The sequence below is a fragment of the Acinetobacter sp. ANC 5045 genome, assembly GCF_004331005.1.
GTDB classification, from domain to species: Bacteria; Pseudomonadota; Gammaproteobacteria; order Pseudomonadales; family Moraxellaceae; genus Acinetobacter; species Acinetobacter towneri.
In genome coordinates this window covers 39,718-56,108 of sequence record NZ_SJNS01000010.1, presented here as the reverse complement: position 1 = coordinate 56,108, position 16,391 = coordinate 39,718, and the positions used below count along the sequence as shown (strand labels likewise).

Genomic DNA, 16,391 nt, shown 5'->3' with positions numbered 1-16,391 from the left:
ATGAGTTCCCAACATTATCGCTTAGAAGAAATTGCTAGTTTAGTTCAAGGTCAATACATTGGACAAGCCGACTTACGTTTGCAAGGTTTGGCAAGCCTTGAGTCTGCTCAGGCGCATCAACTTGCATTCGTGAATGGCGATAAATATTTAGCGCAAGCACGTAGCTCCCAAGCGGGAGCTTTCATTGTGACAGCTTCACTACAAGCCGAGTTAGACAATCATCACAACTTTATTGTGGTCGATAATCCATATCTGGCTTTTGCGATTCTGACCCATGTATTTGAGCGTAAGCATACGCAACGTGGTATAGAAAGCACAGCCCAAATTCATCCATCAGCCATCATCGCCGATAGTGCCTATATTGGTCATTACGTCGTGATTGGTGAAAATTGCGTGGTGGGTGACAATACGATTGTACAATCGCACTGTAAAATTGATGACTTTGTCGAAATTGGTCAACAGTGTTTTATTGATTCACATGTGACGCTAACAGGCGAAGCCAAGCTTGGGCATCGCGTGCGTATACATGCCAATACCGTAATTGGTAGTGAAGGCTTTGGCTTTGCACCTTATCAAGGCAAATGGCACCGTATTGCACAGCTGGGTTCGGTGATTATTGGTAATGACGTTCGTATTGGCTCGAATTGCAGCGTAGATCGCGGTGCACTAAATGATACAATTTTGGAAGATGGTGTCATTATTGATAACCTTGTGCAAATCGCACATAACGTCAAATTAGGTGCTCATACGGCTATTGCAGCAAAAACAGCCGTGGCTGGAAGTGTGACAATTGGCAAAAACTGTATCATTGGTGGTGGAAGTGCAATTTCAGGGCACTTAAATATTGCTGATAATGTGACTTTGACAGGAATGTCAATGGTCACAAATAATATTTCTGAATCAGGAAAATATTCGTCAGGTATTGGCTTATTTGAAAATCAAAAGTGGAAACGTACTGTTGTGCGCCTCAGACAATTAGCAGATGTGCCATTGACCCAATTGGTGAAAAGACTTGATGATATGCAATCTCAAATTGAGTTCCTTGAATCAACTTTTAAATTGCGTAAATAATTATGATGACTGAGTCGAATTCTAGCACCTTCACTAAACCTGAATTGCCAATGCACATTCAAACCATTCGTGAATATTTACCCCATCGCTATCCGTTTTTATTAGTAGACCGTATTGTAGAAGTCACTGATAACGGTATCGTGGGTTATAAAAACGTATCTATCAATGAAGAATTCTTGCAAGGACACTTCCCGAATTATCCGATCATGCCGGGTGTTTTAATCGTTGAAGCGATGGCACAAGTGTCGGGTATTTTAGGTTTTATCATGAATAATGAGAAACCGAGCGCAGGTTCTTTGTTCCTTTTTGCAGGCGCAGAAAAAGTTCGATTTAAAAAACAAGTCGTTGCAGGCGATCAACTTGTATTAAAATCTGAATTAGTTATGCAAAAACGAGGCATTTACAAATATAATTGTATCGCCACCGTTGATGGCGTCGTCGCAGCAACCGCGGAAATTATGGTTTCGCATCAGAAAACAGAGCAAGCATGAGCAATAACCCACTCATTCACCCAACCGCTATTATTGACTCATCTGCAGTAATCGCTTCAGATGTCACGATTGGTCCATACTGTATTATTGGCCCAAATGTAACGATTGGTGAGGGTACAAAACTTCATTCGCATGTGGTGATTGGTGGTTACACCCGTATTGGTCAGCACAATGAAATTTTCCAGTTCGCCAGCGTAGGTGAGGTCTGTCAGGACTTAAAATATGCAGGTGAGGAAACTTGGCTAGAAATTGGTGATCACAACAAAATTCGTGAACACTGCAGTTTGCATCGTGGTACGGTGCAAGACAATAGCCTGACCAAAATTGGTAGTCACAACTTACTTATGGTCAATACGCATATCGCACATGACTGTATGGTGGGTGATCACAATATTTTTGCCAATAACGTGGGTGTGGCAGGTCATGTGCATGTTGGGGATTATGTGGTTGTCGGTGGAAACTCTGGTATTCACCAATTCTGTAAAATTGACTCTTATAGCATGATTGGTGGTGCATCGCTCATTCTTAAAGATGTGCCTGCGTATGTCATGGTTTCTGGTAATCCTGCACATGCATTTGCAATGAATGTGGAAGGAATGCGTCGTAAAGGCTGGTCGAAGGATGTGATTCAAGGTCTTCGTGAAGCCTTTAAACTCATTTACAAATCTGGATTAACCACTGAGCAAGCCATTCAGCAAATTCGCATTGATATTTTGCCAAATGTGGCAGAAGCGCAGCGTTTAATTGATTCTTTAGAGCAATCTGAACGTGGTATTGTGCGTTAAGCTTTGAGTTTGTCGAATGCGGCAAGCTTCAGAATATTAAAAGACATCCTCGGATGTCTTTTTTATTGGCTTATTTAAAGAATCTTGCTTCTTCAGACTTTGGGTATTGGCTCAGAATTTTACTTTTGTATTGCGCTGCCAAAGCAGGTTTGTGATCTACATCTTGCGCAATACTATATAAACGATATAGGGCACTTGATGCTTTTGCAGATTGAGGGTACTTGGTTGCCACAATTTCAAAATTCTTTTTGGCTTCGCTGTAATTGGTCGGTTCAATCGCTAAATTAAACTCAGCTAACCAAAAATAAGCATTGCTGATATACACACTGTTTGGGTGGTTTTTAATAAAGTTTTGCATGGGTGCAATGGCTTTTTTAGCACCACCTTGTTTATAGGCATCCAATGCAACAGTATAGGCTGCTTTTTCTAGCTCAATATTGGTATTTAAACCTTGAGCTGTTGGGCTAACATGCGTTGTATTTTGCGCAGATTGCGGGGCATTGCTATTTAACTGGTTGTTGCTGGTGACTGGGTGCAGTATCCTTTTGGTTATCCTCCTCAGCGGTAGGAGTAGATTCAGGGTCTATTTTTTGCTGGAGCAGTTCTAGACGTTGATCTAAATCGGTATAGCGATTTTGCAATTCATGTTTGAGCTGCGCAATTTCATTGTCTTGTTCTTCAATTTTGCCGCGTAACTGGCGGATGTCATTTTCAAGTTGCTGGTTTTTTTGCATCAACTGCCAATTGATATTGGTGGGTACATTGGCAGTTGCCATATTACTCGTTGCAATCGCAGGGCTATTGGCATACCTAGCACTGCTTTGGCTGAGATTGTGGCTTTCAATTGGAATATTGGCAAATATAGGCGTTGAGCACAGTAGGGCAAGAGCACAAAGTGCATGCTTTTTTAGCATAATTGAACATCCATCTTAATCTTGTGTAGGTGAGTCCTTGTAAGCATATTGGACTCAACCTGTTGATTTGGTCATTTTCCACATTTAAAACGTCCACGCGTGGAATTGCAATAAGCTTTTACAAACTTATCATCAATCTCAGCGCAATATGGGTAAATCTAGGATTTAAATCTCGAAATAATTTTATGATGGGTTAGTTAGACTAAATTTTAAATGACGTTATTCTATAAATGTCTTCAATTGTTTTTAAAATAATCAATTGGATAGCATTATAAAAGGAAATACAGAACAACGCTTGCAAGTTTGTTAAAAATCTCTATACTCTGTTTTTGCAATGGTAGCCCTGCTGGTTACTTCGCAATTGTACTCTACGAACCCCGTCAGGACCGGAAGGTAGCAGCGGTAGTGGAACTATGATGTGCCGAAGGCTTGCTGGTAGGGTTGCCACCAGTTTTGAAATAATAATTCTATTTATCTTCTACTTATTTTGATCTTATATCCACTATTTTAAAAATCCTGCTCTTTCCTACGAATTGCTTTCATAATCGCATCCATATCAAAGCCCCGATACTGTAAAAAACGAATTTGTTTGGCTTTAAGTTTTGGCTCGTTTGCGACTTCTGTGCCGAATTTTTTCACTTTCAGTTGATAGGCTTGTTCTGTCCAATCAGTTTCTTTAAGTTCTTCTGAAATTAAATTGCTATCCACTTTTTTGTTTTTAAGAGCCATTTTAATACGATTTGGCCCTTTACCTTGCCGCTTTTGGCTAGCCAGTAACATTTCTGCTAGGCGTTGATCACTCTGATAATTTTCACGTGCCAATTCATTGACTAACTCAATCACTTCATCACGGTTTTCTGCATATAAAGCCAGTTTTTCAATTAAGTCATTTTTAGAATATTCTTTACGCGTTAAGACAGCAAAGGCGTAGCTGCGTAGACGAGAACCTGTTAGTCCTGGGCGTTTGTTTTGCTGTTCGTCTTGGTCTTCATTGTGATTGTGTTCTTGATCATCAATGGCTTCCGTATGAGCAGGGTATTGTTTATTAATGTTAGGCGCAGAATTTGAGGCAAAATGCAGGGCAGACGTTGTTTCGGAATATATCTGCTCAGTTCGGCTACATGATTGCTCATCTTCGCCAAATTGTTGTTTTAGCGCAGCGTAATCAATCAGTTTGGGGAATTTGTCTTCAGGCATGGTAATGCTTCCATATACAATAAAACGCTCCGTAGAGCGTTCTATTTAATTCAGTTTGTTGTGTTCATATTAGCGTATGCTTAAACATCAAGTAAGTCGAATTCTTCTTCGTCTTTATCTTCTACAGGTGCTGCTTGACCTGTCGTGAGCAGTTGTTCACGAATAATCGCTTCGATGCCTTTAGCAAGCTCTGGATGTTCTTCAAGGTGGCGAATGGTGTTGTTTTTACCTTGACCAATTTTATCGCCTTGATAAGAATACCAAGCACCTGCTTTTTGCACGATATTTTGTTGAACAGCCAAATCGACCAGCTCGCCCAAATGGTTAACGCCTTTACCGTAAAGAATCTGGAACAATGCTTCTTTAAATGGAGGCGCCATTTTGTTTTTCACAACTTTGACTTTGGTTTCAGAACCAATAATCTCGTCGCCTTCTTTCACCTGACCTACACGGCGAATATCTAAACGAACAGAAGCATAGAACTTCAATGCGTTACCGCCAGTTGTGGTTTCTGGGCTACCAAACATTACACCAATTTTCATACGAATTTGGTTAATGAAGATCACCATACAGTTCGAACGTTTGGCATTACCTGTGATTTTACGCAAGGCTTGGCTCATTAAGCGCGCTTGTAAGCCCATGTGTGAATCACCCATTTCACCCTCAATCTCGGCGCGAGGGGTTAAGGCAGCCACGGAGTCGACTACAATCATGTCAATTGCACCAGAACGTACCAACATATCGGCAATTTCAAGGGCTTGTTCACCGTTGTCTGGTTGCGATACTAAAAGATTGTCAATATCTACACCAAGTTTACGTGCATATTGAGGATCAAGCGCGTGTTCGGCATCAATAAAGGCACAAGTTCCACCAGCTTTTTGACATTCTGCAATGGCTTGCAAGGTCATAGTCGTTTTACCTGATGATTCAGGGCCGTAAATTTCAATGATACGACCTTTAGGTAAGCCACCAATACCCAATGCAATATCTAGGGTCAATGAGCCTGTAGATACGGCTTCTACCGCTTGCACAGTGTTGTCACCAAGACGCATGACTGTGTTCTTACCAAATTGCTTTTCAATCTGGCTTAACGCAGCGTTTAACGCCTTGCTTTTATTCTCATCCATCTTACAACCTCAATACGATGTCACGAAACAATATACTCAAGTGGATGCATTTACTTAAATCTTTTCCACATGCAATATAGTGACAGAATTTGTCCTGTAGTTCTATTTATATCACGGGCTGTACGACAGCCTGTGACGCTCTATTTAATCATCATTATATGACCAAAATTGGTCAAATTGCTGATCATTCTCTTGTTTAAATTTGCTGATGTCACGACGGTCTTTTTTACTTGGTCGATGATCAGGTCGTGCTAGATTATGCAACTTTCTTTGGGTCGCAATCAATTCCCTGCGTGCAATACTCACTTCAGTTTCTTCATAAAGTTGCTGAGCGATGGGCGCAGGGCCACGCACGCCAGATAATGCCTTGACCAATACGGTTTTCTTATCAAAACCTTGTTGAATGGTCAGCTCAGTTCCTACACGAATTTCTTTGGAAACTTTAACACGCTCGCCATTGTGATGTACTTTGCCGCCTTCAATGGAAGCTTTTGCAATAGAGCGGGTCTTGAAAAAACGTGCAGCCCATAGCCATTTATCAATTCGGATCGTTTCAATGGCTTCGTGGGACGAAGTTTTAGGCATATTTTTGAGTGTCCTCAAATTGTTCTAAGACAGGAATTAAATCTGTTAATTGGTGCAACATAGGGTAATTACAAGTCTGACGCGTAGGTTTTGCTGAGGATGGCTGGGCAATACTATATAAGTGTCCAATCCCAAAGGCTTTAGCACCATTAAGCACCTTTTCGGTGTCATCTATAAAATAGCAATCTTCAGGATTAAATGCATGTTGTTGTTGCAATGTTTGCCAAAATTCAACGCGCTCTTTGGCATAACCAATACTTTCAGAACTAACAATCACTTCAAAATACTTTGCTAAACCTGTATGTGCTAATTTAAAGTCTAAACCTGCACAATCGGCATTGGTGGTGAGCCAAATGTGATAGCCATTATTTTTTAAATATTCCAGTAACTCGATAGCTTGTGGACGCAACGTGACTTGATCTTTATATTCAAGTTGCATCGCAAGCATATCTACACCCACTTTAGCCGTCCAAAAACGTGAGGAATACCACTCTAAGGTGTGGCTATGCGCTTGATAAAAATCGTATAAAATTTCTTTGCTGCGCTCTAAAGAACAGGCGTGTAATTCTGCATAGCGAATAGGCAGTTGTTCATTCCAAATAAAATCATCATAAGCGAGATCTAACAGCGTTCCGTCCATGTCAAACATGATGATATTTTTGTGCATTTAGACATCCTAAACCATAAAGCAATTGCCAAAAGGCAAATAAAACTGGCTCATTTAAACATGCTTGAGGCATAACTCAAAATGCTGTCTGATTATTCGCCAAATTGTGCTAGGCTAAATAAATAAGCACTGTACATGCGTTGCATATAAATTAGGTGAGATGGGGCAGTTGTAAAAAGTAACTGTAGCGTTCACAAAAACAATTTTTTTGACATATTTCTGTATTTGTTTGTCTGTACAAGCATAGAAATTGAATGGTAAATTTTTTAAATTAGGGAGCTAGTAATGGCTGAACAACAGTATTTAGATTTAAAACACTTAGATAAACAACTCGATGAGTTTGAGAAAAAGAAGAAAAAAATTAAGAAAATGCGTATCGGCTATAAATTATTTGCGCATTTAATGGGCGATGAAAAATTCGCCCATCATGTTTCAGAGTCGGCATTAAACCCAGATAAACGTAGTTATCGTAAAGTCAAAATTAAAATCACCTCAGATGAGGGAGAGTTAACTTTTCTAGAAAAGGATTGATTAATTTTTTGATTTAAAATTCTAGTGATTTTGATTATGTATACAAATTTGTGTACCTTTAAATCTGGCCCGATTGATGCAGATCGGGCTTTTTTATACCTTAATTCTATGAATGGTTCAACCTGAATTAGAATCCTTTTATAAGTCGAAATTTGATCATAAATGATCAGTAAAATTAGTATTGAAAGTCCCTTCTTTTACGCCATGTATTGCTCAGGATGAGGAATATTCCGCAAGTGGATGAGGGGATTCTTATAAAAAACCTCTCCCTGAGGAGCATGCTCCGCAAGTCTCCTAAAAGGAAAGGGAATTTCCTTTGCAGTGATTCAAAAATGATTTAAGAAAGAATCTTTTTAAATAAAATGCATCAAGTTGTCATAATCTGCACTTAAGCTATTCAGCAAACTCAGTGAAATGTAATAGGTCGTGTTTAGTCTATTTCAGTATAAGTTCTGTGTATAAATGTGGCAAGGTGCGCTCAAATGTTACGCTTTAACTATCAAAAGAGGCATGAATATGACAGAACGATACCTGAGAATATTGACAATTTTTCATGATTAAATAAATTTAAAAGGAATTGTGATGTCTATTTTAGGAATTGCTATTACCACTATTTTGGGTTTATTGGGTATTGCTGCAATTATTATTGGTTTTTTTGGTGGTGAAACTTATTTGGTGATTGTGGGTATTTTATTATTGGTTAGTGGTGCACTCACTTTATCGATGTTTAAAAAAAGATTATCCAATCCATTTAAAGATTAATTAACTAAGCACTCAATAAATAAAAAACTCAAGTAAAAATGAATTGCTTTGACACATAAAGTCTTGATTTAGCATATCTAGCCACTAAATTTTATCTACGCATCAGCCGTAAATTTTATTACAATGTTTTTATGAAAGTAATGAAAAATTAGACCTTTAGATACAGTCTAAAAAGGATAGTTATGTTTATAAAAACAAAGGCGCCAACGCATACTTTAATTTTACAGTTATTGCCAATCGTGCAGCAGGCGTGTGAAATTTTAAATCAGGAATTTCAAGATTATTGTTCAGGTGCTGCTTTTGATGTAGAAAAGAAAACCGATGATTCTCCTGTTACGCAAGCCGATTATCGAGTCAATTATTATTTAATGCAGGCTTTGGCAAAAATCTCCAATTTACCTGTGTTGTCCGAAGAAGGTGAGCAAGACCAACGTCAGCAATGGCAGCAATTTTGGTTGCTTGATCCTTTAGATGGCACGAAAGAGTTTTTACATCAACGTCCTGAATTTACCATTAATTTAAGTTTAATTTGTGGTGTGCAAACAACTTTTGCAGTACTTGCAGTACCAGGCGAGCAAACTATTTATTTTTGTCCTGAACAGGGTATGCCATTGAAATATCATATTTTAACTCAGCAATGGTATCTCTATCAGTCTGAACCCACGGTAACATCTTCAGTTCTAAAAATTGGATTAAGCCACAGTAGTCAAAAAAAATCACACTATGCAGACTATTTAAAAAGCTTGGCGCAGTTGACCAATTTTGAAGAACTAAAAGCAGGTAGTGCTTATAAATTCTGCATGATTTTGGAAGATCGTGTCGATATTTACCCACGTTTTCATCCGACTTCTGAGTGGGACACCAGTGCAGGACAATGTTTATTGGAACGAATAGGTGGTGGATTGGTCGATTTTCAGGGGCGGGCATTTTTATATAATCAGCGCGATACATTGTTAAATGGTGGTTTTATCGCCTATAAAAATACGCAGATGAAACAGATTGCCTTACAAGCACTTGGACTTATGGCGAAGTCAGATTGAGCAAAGTGCTGAACATGGTATAGTGTCAAGCAACCAAGTTAAAATTTTGGCTAGATCATGGCATTAGAACTACTCCCTGCAAGTATGCTTAAAGCAATTGATTTATTGCCTGATGCTCAGACGCCTGTGACTTTGTTTACACGTCATTCTATTCGTGAAATTGTCGTTGGTCAGGGTTTGGCTGGCTATAATTTACAATTGACCGAACAAGGTCGCGATTTAGCCGAAGCATGGGGAGGCTACTTGGTTGGAAATACAGATCGGGTGATTCAACACTGTATTTCAAGTCCTATTCAGCGTTGTGTCGATACGGCTGCTTTAATGATTCGTGGGGCAGATGGCATTACCCTCGAACCCAATACCCATCACATTGAAATTATAGAACAAGGTTTATTGGTGGAACCAGGAAGCTTTGTACTTGATATCAAACAGGCAGGCCCATATTTTCAGAAACAGGGTGCTTTAGGCTTTATTAATAGTTTTGTGAATAATGCCTTGCCCGGCATGAAACATCCGATTCATGGTGTCGTGGATGTCCTTGAGCTGATTTATAACACCCATCCAACCAACCAATACGGACTGAGTTTGGCTGTGAGTCATGATACGATTTTAGCTGCAATTATCGCGGTAATTTCTGGACGTAATGAAGTCACGCAAGCCGATTGGCCAGATATGATGGAAGGTTTATTCGTTTGGTTTGAAGGTGATGAGTTTTTAGAATCCAAGCTAAAATGGATTTGGCGCGGTCAGATTCACACTTTAGATATCTCGCAATTTCGTCAGAAAGTTTAAGCAGAACATTGAACGCATATTCTAGTGCTATCCATTCAGTACGATAGAATACCGTCTGTCAGAAATTAAAAAAAATAATTCAAATTTTATTCTCTTTTTTTCCTTCATTTTATGCAGTTGTGAGCGCAAACTCGATCAAATATTGTCTATCAATCTGTGTGCTGCTTTAAAAATTCGCTGATTTTTATAAAGAAAAATTAATAAAATTGTGTTGAAAATATAAAGCGATATGAAACTTGAGAATTGCATAATTTTATACATCTATTTAATATAAAAATACAAGTTATTGAAAAATATGTGTTTATTTTTATATTTTTTGTCATAAATTGACATTGGGGTGGAATAAATAATGAAAAGTGTGACTCGGTTTTCGCTTAGTCTATTAAGTGTATGTATATTATCATCCATGCTTGCCGCATGTGGTGGTGGCGGTGGTGGCGAGGGAGATACCGCTGGGAATTCAAATCAAGAAAATCCAATACCACCGGAAAATCCTCAGCAACCACCTGTGGGCAATGTGGCTAATCCTTATCCTGAACCTAAACAAGATGTCATCAATCAATCGGTACTCGGGTTTTATGATTACAACGCTAATTCTGAATCACGTGAAGTGCGTAATGATTTAGATGGTGATTTTCAGGCAATGATTCAATTTGCTCAAGGGCATGTGGTTGACCCGAATGGTAACGAGGTGAAAAAAATGCCACGTCTAACCGCAGAAAAAGAAGCATTATTATTGGTTACGCCAAATCAAGGCATGGGCAATATCGACACTTTACAGCTTGAAGTGTATCAAAATGAGCGCTTGTTACGTCGTGTTGCTTTACTTGATCCAACCCAGATTACTGCTTCAGACCAGAGCAATCAAGATGGTCGTGCCGAGGTACTGTATAGTAAGCGTGCGTGGTCGGCTAAATTAAATTGGGATGAAGTACGTCCTGGTTTAAAGCTGCGTTTGGTTGATTCTAAAAACCGTAGTGGTGCACTTGACGCAGAAAAAATTGATTTTGCAGCACCGGGTGAATTGGTACTCAACAATATTCGTATTGGTCTACTAACTGCACCACCGAAATCGGGCGGGCATTATATGTTATTAGAGCCTGAAAAAGCGGGTACCGATTATTTCCAAACCATTCCTGCGGCACAAATGACCGTGGCAAAATATGATGACATTCAGCTAGATCGAGTGATGGTCGCCAACGGCACGATTTACGATACCCAAAGTGCGGGTGAAGGTGGTGTCTATTCGGGGGACATGCGGGAAAATACTGCAAAATCGACCTTTAGTGTGGGAATTAACTTAGCCAACTGGGGTGTGACCAGTGCCTCTATGCAAAGTCAGCAACAGCCACAACTTACACAAACTGTAATTGCCCATCATGCACGAGGTAAATATACAAATGGTGATCAAACGCATGGTTTAAGTGGCGGTAATGGTATGTTGACCCTGTATGATTCTGTGGGCAACGAGTTCAGCCATGAAATTGGACATCATTATGGTCTAGGGCATTATCCGGGTTCACAAGGTGAAAATATGTTCTGGGCTGCACACCATGCAGACAGCGGTTGGGGCTATATTGCGTATCGTAATAAAATGCGCGGTAACTTAGCGTGGCATACTCGAAACTTGGGTGATGGCAAAAATGGTGTGCCTAACTTCCTGAAACAATATGCTTATAGTTGGGATGCGATGTCAGGTGGTGCAACCAACAGTAGCATTTCGCGTTATACCCATTACACGGGTTACAGTACCCATATTCGGATTCAACCCCACTTTGGGGCGCGACATGTTTGGGATGAAAGCTCACCAAGTGGTTATAAAATTTGGAATAAAGACACACGCCAAATGGAAGTGGTTTATCCAAAAGTACCAAGCTCCAATCAGGTTTGGTACAACAGTGCCGATGGTTACTATTTAAAACCGCGCTTATTTGGTGTGCCTGTAATTACTATTATTGGCGGATATGATCCTGAAACTCAGCAAGGTGTGTTGTATCCTGCTGCACGCAGTAACTGGGGTAATGTTTATAATTTACCTGGGGTAAATCGTGCTGCTGAAAATGCCGCATGTTGGTTAGATGTTCAATATGCCAATCGTAATCAGAACGTGGCATTGGCACCTAACCGTATGACCAGCAATGCCAATAAACTGCATGTCAATTTAGCACTTGCTGAGCAGCCAAAACAGGTGAATTTATACTGTAAAAAAGCCAATCATGCCGAGAAGTTATTATCGACACTGAATATTCCGCAATATAGCGATAGTATTCAACCTGCGGTAAAAATTGGTCGTACACATGGCTATGAAGCTTTAAGAAAAGTTGAAATGCCTGATTTTCAGAAGCAGTTGGAAGCGCAAGCCAGTCAAGCTGTGGTGGCTTTAAAACCTGCTGCACAACTATTGTATGATTCTTATGCAGATTATCGTCAAGAGCTAAGTGTAACTGCACAGCAACAATTACAGCGTTATGAACAACAGCAAAATACGATTTATCGTTTAAACCGCTGGATGAATGTTTATCGTGCCGATTTAGAAAAGACTAAGCCTGAAGCGGAAACAGCATTGCACAATTTTGTGGAGCGATTGGGTTTAGGCAATGAAAATATTGTGGCTGAAGCAACACTAATGAAAAACAGAAATAACTGTTTGAAAGTTGAAACTTTGGCGAGTGGTCAGAAAAATGCTTACATTAGTGGAGCAAGTGGCTGTACAGGCGATGCAACTGAGCAGTGGATTTATGATGGTTTGGGGCGTATTCACAGCAAAGCAGAAATGGATCAGTGCTTAACCAACAACGGCAATGTGGTCTCACTTGCAAGCTGCAGTACATCTAAAGACAGTCAGGTCTGGGAAATGCACACAGCTTCGGGAACGATTCGTCAGGGGAATCAGTGCTTTGATTTAGAGCATGGCTACCTAAAAGAAAACCGCGCGCGTTTAATTCGTTATGGTTGCACAGGTGGTGCGAATCAGCAATGGACGCAATTAAAGGCTAATAACAGTTTGCAACTGGCTTATTTAAGTCCACAAAATTTACGACTGATGCTGAAATAATTCTTCGTCTGAATTATTCATCTTCATTAATTTAAAACACCTTTTGACCAGTTCAGGAGGTGTTTTTTATTTTATGGTGGCAGGTGTATTTGAAGTGATGTAATTGGCGTGCAGAAACTAAAGATTGCTTAATTTGATAAATTATCGAAACAGCAGGCACAAAAAAAGCCCTTAACGGGCTTCTTTTGTTTAACACTTAGTTAGAAGCTAAAGCTTTAACTTGAGCGTTTAAACGGCTCTTATGACGAGCTGCTTTGTTCTTATGGATGATGCCTTTATCAGCCATACGGTCAATTACTGGAACAGCTTTTTTGTAAGCTTCAGTAGCAACCGCATAATCACCTGCAGCAATAGCAGCGATTGTGCGTTTTAAATAAGTACGAACCATAGAACGTAAGCTTGCGTTGTGTTTACGTGCTTTAACGTTTTGACGAGCACGTTTTCTAGCTTGAGCAGAGTTTGCCACTCGTGCACTCCTTGAAATAGATTGGTCTGGGCGGGCTGCAATTACTTCCGAAAACCAACATCAGAAGAATTATCACCAGCCCGTAAACAAGTGCCATATTTTGATGAAACTAGACAGTTAAGTCAAGTCTTGACATGCTTTGACAACATTTTAGCTGCAGAAAAATCAGAAAGAAACAGGTAGATTAGCTTTAAGCCTCAGAGATTGTTTAAAAAATGACAAATTCTATTCAAAATGCAATTGTAATTGGTGCGAATGGTTTAGTTGGGCAGCAATTGGTCAAACAGCTTAATCAGCTGCCTGAATGTAAAAATATCACCGTTGTTTTGCGTAGACCTTGCTCGGAATTAAATCGCTTAGAAAAAGTCCAGACGTTACTCCTCGAAGACTTTTTATTGCTCAATGATGAAGATGTGAGCGGTTATAGTCATGCATTCAGTTGTTTAGGCACAACCTTAAAAAAGGCAGGCTCAAAGCAGGGATTTTATGCTGTGGACTATACCATCAATGCACATTTTGCCGAATTATTGCAGGCGAAGGGTACGCATTACATATTGGTCAGTGCTTTGGGAGCAGAAGCCAAATCAGCCGTATTTTATAATCGTGTCAAAGGTGAGCTAGAACAATATATTGAAAGTTTGGATTTAGACAAAGTATCAATTTTGCGTCCATCTTTATTATTGGGTGAGCGCAACGAACAACGGCGTTTAGAAGATTTAGGACAAAAGCTGTATCTTAAAATATCACGATTTATTCCCGATCATTTTACATATAAGCCAGTAAGTGCTACGCAAGTGGCTCATACTATGGTCGAGGCAGCGCAATCGCAAATTCATAAATTCCAAATTTATGATAATTTACAAATACAAAAAACCAAGTAAAAGGGGAACAACGTGTCTACAGTACCATTCGTAACTTGTGACTTATTAGATGACCATCCAGAACATGACCTTCAAGTGGTGATTCCATCTTTGGATGGCAAATTTTTCAAAAGTTACGGTGCACGTAAAACTTTTGGCGGTCAAATTGTGACTGTAAAGTGCTTTGAAGATAACTCGCGTGTAAAAGAGTTGTTGGCAACCGATGGCACGGGCAAAGTTTTGGTGGTAGATGGTGGGGCATCTATGCGCTGTGCCTTAATGGGGGACTTGATTGCTGAATCTGCAGTGAAAAATCACTGGAATGGCGTGATTATTTACGGCTGTGTACGTGATGTCGATGCAATTGCAGCACTTGATTTAGGCGTACATGCTTTGGCTTCAATTCCACAAAAAAGTAACCGCAAAGGCGTGGGTGAAGTGGATGTGAGTTTGCATTTCGGACAAGTCACTTTTAATTCGGGCGATTATGTCTATGCTGATAACAACGGTATTATTGTGGCAAAAGAAAAGTTGGTCGATTTATAAGCGGTTTGATGGCGCAGTCATCAAATTGCTGAGCACATCACAAGGAAAACAAAATGGTGCATCATCAAATTAAAGTCATTCAGGCAGTGGCATCTATGCTCACCGAAGGTGGACGTGGAGTGAATGGGACAGCATTTCCTAAGCAACCCGAAAAAGCCTTAAAGTTATATGAGTTTGAAGGTTCACCATTTTGCCGTCGTGTACGCGAAGTCATGACCTTGTTAAATTTGGATTATGAGGTTTATCCATGCCCCAAAGGCGGCACAAAATATCGACCTTTGGTGAAACAACTGGGTGGTAAAACTCAGTTTCCATTTTTAATTGATGAAAATACAGGTGATCAGCTCTATGAATCACAGCAGATCATTCATCATTTATTCAAACATTATGGCAAAAGTGGAAAAACGCCAAAAAAATACGCGCATTTTCCTAAAATTCCTTATGTTGCACTTGCAGGCACGTTATTGAATGGTGCACGTGGTGTGTGGATTAACCAGAAAATTGTAGAGCGCGCTGCACCTGAACAACTGATTGAACTGTGGGGTTTTGAGGGAAGTCCTTATACACGTGTAGTACGTGGTGTATTGACTGAACTGGAGTTGCCATTCAAATTTCATAATGTAGCCAAAGAGCGTTGGCAAGATCAAGGCTTGGCAAAATTACGTTTAAAACCGGGTAAATATGTGCCACTGGCAGGTGGTAAGCGTGAGCAGGTATTAAAAGTCATGGGTGATAATATTCAAGTCCCATTTTTAATCGATCCAAATACCCAGACTCAGCTTTTTGAATCAGCTAAGATTGTGAAGTATTTACAGCAAACTTATGGCAAATAAGCTTTAAGTCATTTTTTGATTGTTATAAAAGCATCTTCAAGATGCTTTTTTGCATTTGGCAGGATGCAAAATATGCATCATTATAAATAGCCTAAGCAAAGTGGGGTTGAAACACTGACTTATAACATCAGGGGAGCATAAATCACCCTGATCAGTTGCATCTATTTTAGTGAAGCATTTAAACTCTGCAGCATTCACTTTGATTTCGCCAATTTATAGGTTCAAAATGTTCAGCAAACTTACAGGGTTGTTTAAAAATAAAGCCAATCTCGAAGAAATTGCCTATTTAGAAGCACAGAATATTCAATGGGATGCGGAACAAGGCTATATGGTCGATGGTATTTTGCTTAACGATGTTTTGGCAGAGCGTTTAAATTATTTATCCAACCGCCGTATGCAGCAGTTTGATGATTTGGCACAGCTGTATTCTACAGCTATGATTATCAATGAAAAAATTGATCTGGAAATTGCGCAACAGCGTTTTAACACAATGCTTGGTAATACCGAAGAAAACTTACTGGAATTTAAAGCGATTGTTAAAAAATTGAATGATTATTATCGACAGTTTTTACGTGATCAAAAGTAAAGAGGCGTGTGTATCAAACTATAAAGCTCGCTGTTTTATAAAATTTTGCAATTAAATACGCTGTAATGGTGGATGAAAAAAAT

At 39.5% G+C, this 16,391-nt stretch carries 17 protein-coding genes, 1 other RNA gene and 1 pseudogene; 13 read left to right on the top strand and 6 right to left on the bottom strand.

Going from position 1 to position 16,391, the window contains the following annotated elements:
- From lpxD to lpxA, 3 genes are read left to right on the top strand one after another with little or no spacing between them, the layout of a single operon-like run.
- Positions 1-1,071: a UDP-3-O-(3-hydroxymyristoyl)glucosamine N-acyltransferase gene (gene lpxD / locus E0H79_RS09375; protein ID WP_131261464.1), complete on the top strand. Its 1,071-nt coding sequence runs from the start codon at positions 1-3 to the stop codon at positions 1,069-1,071.
- Positions 1,072-1,073: 2 nt separating this feature from the next.
- Positions 1,074-1,562 (top strand): 3-hydroxyacyl-ACP dehydratase FabZ, encoded by a 489-nt coding sequence (gene fabZ, locus E0H79_RS09370; protein WP_004976697.1) that lies wholly within the window; start codon positions 1,074-1,076, stop codon positions 1,560-1,562.
- Complete coding sequence (gene lpxA, locus E0H79_RS09365) at positions 1,559-2,347, top strand: acyl-ACP--UDP-N-acetylglucosamine O-acyltransferase (RefSeq protein WP_004976696.1); 789 nt, start codon at positions 1,559-1,561, stop codon at positions 2,345-2,347. The genes fabZ and lpxA overlap by 4 nt, the downstream gene beginning before the upstream one ends.
- A gap of 70 nt (positions 2,348-2,417) precedes the next feature.
- Here the strand turns inward: lpxA and E0H79_RS09360 are convergent.
- Positions 2,418-3,264 (bottom strand): annotated as a pseudogene (locus E0H79_RS09360) (YbgF trimerization domain-containing protein).
- Between the two features lie 341 nt (positions 3,265-3,605).
- On the opposite strand from E0H79_RS09360, the gene ffs reads away from it, so the two are divergent.
- Positions 3,606-3,702, top strand: an RNA gene (gene ffs / locus E0H79_RS09355) — signal recognition particle sRNA small type.
- Between the two features lie 66 nt (positions 3,703-3,768).
- Here ffs and E0H79_RS09350 read toward each other — a convergent pair.
- From E0H79_RS09350 to E0H79_RS09335, 4 genes are all read right to left on the bottom strand, one after another.
- Complete coding sequence (locus E0H79_RS09350; RefSeq protein ID WP_131261463.1) at positions 3,769-4,458, bottom strand: regulatory protein RecX; 690 nt, start codon at positions 4,456-4,458, stop codon at positions 3,769-3,771.
- 80 nt (positions 4,459-4,538) lie between these two features.
- Complete coding sequence (gene recA, locus E0H79_RS09345) at positions 4,539-5,585, bottom strand: recombinase RecA (RefSeq protein ID WP_004976691.1); 1,047 nt, start codon at positions 5,583-5,585, stop codon at positions 4,539-4,541.
- A 144-nt stretch (positions 5,586-5,729) separates the two neighbouring features.
- On the bottom strand, positions 5,730-6,170 hold the full coding sequence (locus E0H79_RS09340; RefSeq protein WP_131261462.1) for an RNA-binding S4 domain-containing protein: 441 nt from the start codon (positions 6,168-6,170) through the stop codon (positions 5,730-5,732).
- The gene (locus tag E0H79_RS09335; RefSeq protein ID WP_096901429.1) at positions 6,163-6,837 is read right to left on the bottom strand and encodes an HAD-IA family hydrolase; all 675 of its coding nucleotides are present in this window, start codon (positions 6,835-6,837) and stop codon (positions 6,163-6,165) included. Before E0H79_RS09335 ends, E0H79_RS09340 begins: the two co-directional genes overlap by 8 nt.
- Before the next feature lie 285 nt (positions 6,838-7,122).
- Between E0H79_RS09335 and E0H79_RS09330 the strand changes: the two genes are divergently transcribed.
- The 5 genes from E0H79_RS09330 (at position 7,123) to E0H79_RS09310 (ending at position 13,017) form a co-directional block, all read left to right on the top strand.
- Complete coding sequence (locus E0H79_RS09330; RefSeq protein ID WP_004976684.1) at positions 7,123-7,368, top strand: hypothetical protein; 246 nt, start codon at positions 7,123-7,125, stop codon at positions 7,366-7,368.
- A gap of 582 nt (positions 7,369-7,950) precedes the next feature.
- Positions 7,951-8,130, top strand: coding sequence for a hypothetical protein (locus E0H79_RS09325; RefSeq protein ID WP_004976682.1), 180 nt, complete (start codon positions 7,951-7,953; stop codon positions 8,128-8,130).
- 182 nt (positions 8,131-8,312) lie between these two features.
- Positions 8,313-9,170, top strand: a complete 858-nt coding sequence (locus E0H79_RS09320) for a 3'(2'),5'-bisphosphate nucleotidase CysQ family protein (RefSeq protein ID WP_131261461.1) — start codon at positions 8,313-8,315, stop codon at positions 9,168-9,170.
- A gap of 57 nt (positions 9,171-9,227) precedes the next feature.
- Positions 9,228-9,962 (top strand): histidine phosphatase family protein, encoded by a 735-nt coding sequence (locus tag E0H79_RS09315; RefSeq protein WP_004976677.1) that lies wholly within the window; start codon positions 9,228-9,230, stop codon positions 9,960-9,962.
- Positions 9,963-10,311: 349 nt separating this feature from the next.
- Entirely contained in the window at positions 10,312-13,017 is a 2,706-nt protein-coding gene (locus E0H79_RS09310; RefSeq protein ID WP_131261460.1) for a M66 family metalloprotease, read from the top strand.
- Between the two features lie 196 nt (positions 13,018-13,213).
- Here the strand turns inward: E0H79_RS09310 and rpsT are convergent, their stop codons facing one another.
- Positions 13,214-13,483 (bottom strand): 30S ribosomal protein S20, encoded by a 270-nt coding sequence (gene rpsT, locus E0H79_RS09305; protein WP_004976669.1) that lies wholly within the window; start codon positions 13,481-13,483, stop codon positions 13,214-13,216.
- Positions 13,484-13,698: 215 nt separating this feature from the next.
- On the opposite strand from rpsT, the gene E0H79_RS09300 reads away from it, so the two are divergent.
- The 4 genes from E0H79_RS09300 to E0H79_RS09285 all read left to right on the top strand — a co-directional run bounded on the left by E0H79_RS09300 (position 13,699) and on the right by E0H79_RS09285 (position 16,308).
- Entirely contained in the window at positions 13,699-14,364 is a 666-nt protein-coding gene (locus E0H79_RS09300; RefSeq protein ID WP_131261459.1) for an NAD(P)H-binding protein, read from the top strand.
- Positions 14,365-14,376: 12 nt separating this feature from the next.
- Complete coding sequence (gene rraA / locus E0H79_RS09295) at positions 14,377-14,889, top strand: ribonuclease E activity regulator RraA (RefSeq protein ID WP_004976667.1); 513 nt, start codon at positions 14,377-14,379, stop codon at positions 14,887-14,889.
- Between the two features lie 53 nt (positions 14,890-14,942).
- The gene (locus E0H79_RS09290; protein WP_004976665.1) at positions 14,943-15,722 is read left to right on the top strand and encodes a glutathione S-transferase N-terminal domain-containing protein; all 780 of its coding nucleotides are present in this window, start codon (positions 14,943-14,945) and stop codon (positions 15,720-15,722) included.
- Between the two features lie 226 nt (positions 15,723-15,948).
- Positions 15,949-16,308, top strand: coding sequence for a hypothetical protein (locus E0H79_RS09285; protein WP_131261458.1), 360 nt, complete (start codon positions 15,949-15,951; stop codon positions 16,306-16,308).
- Positions 16,309-16,391 lie beyond the last annotated feature (83 nt).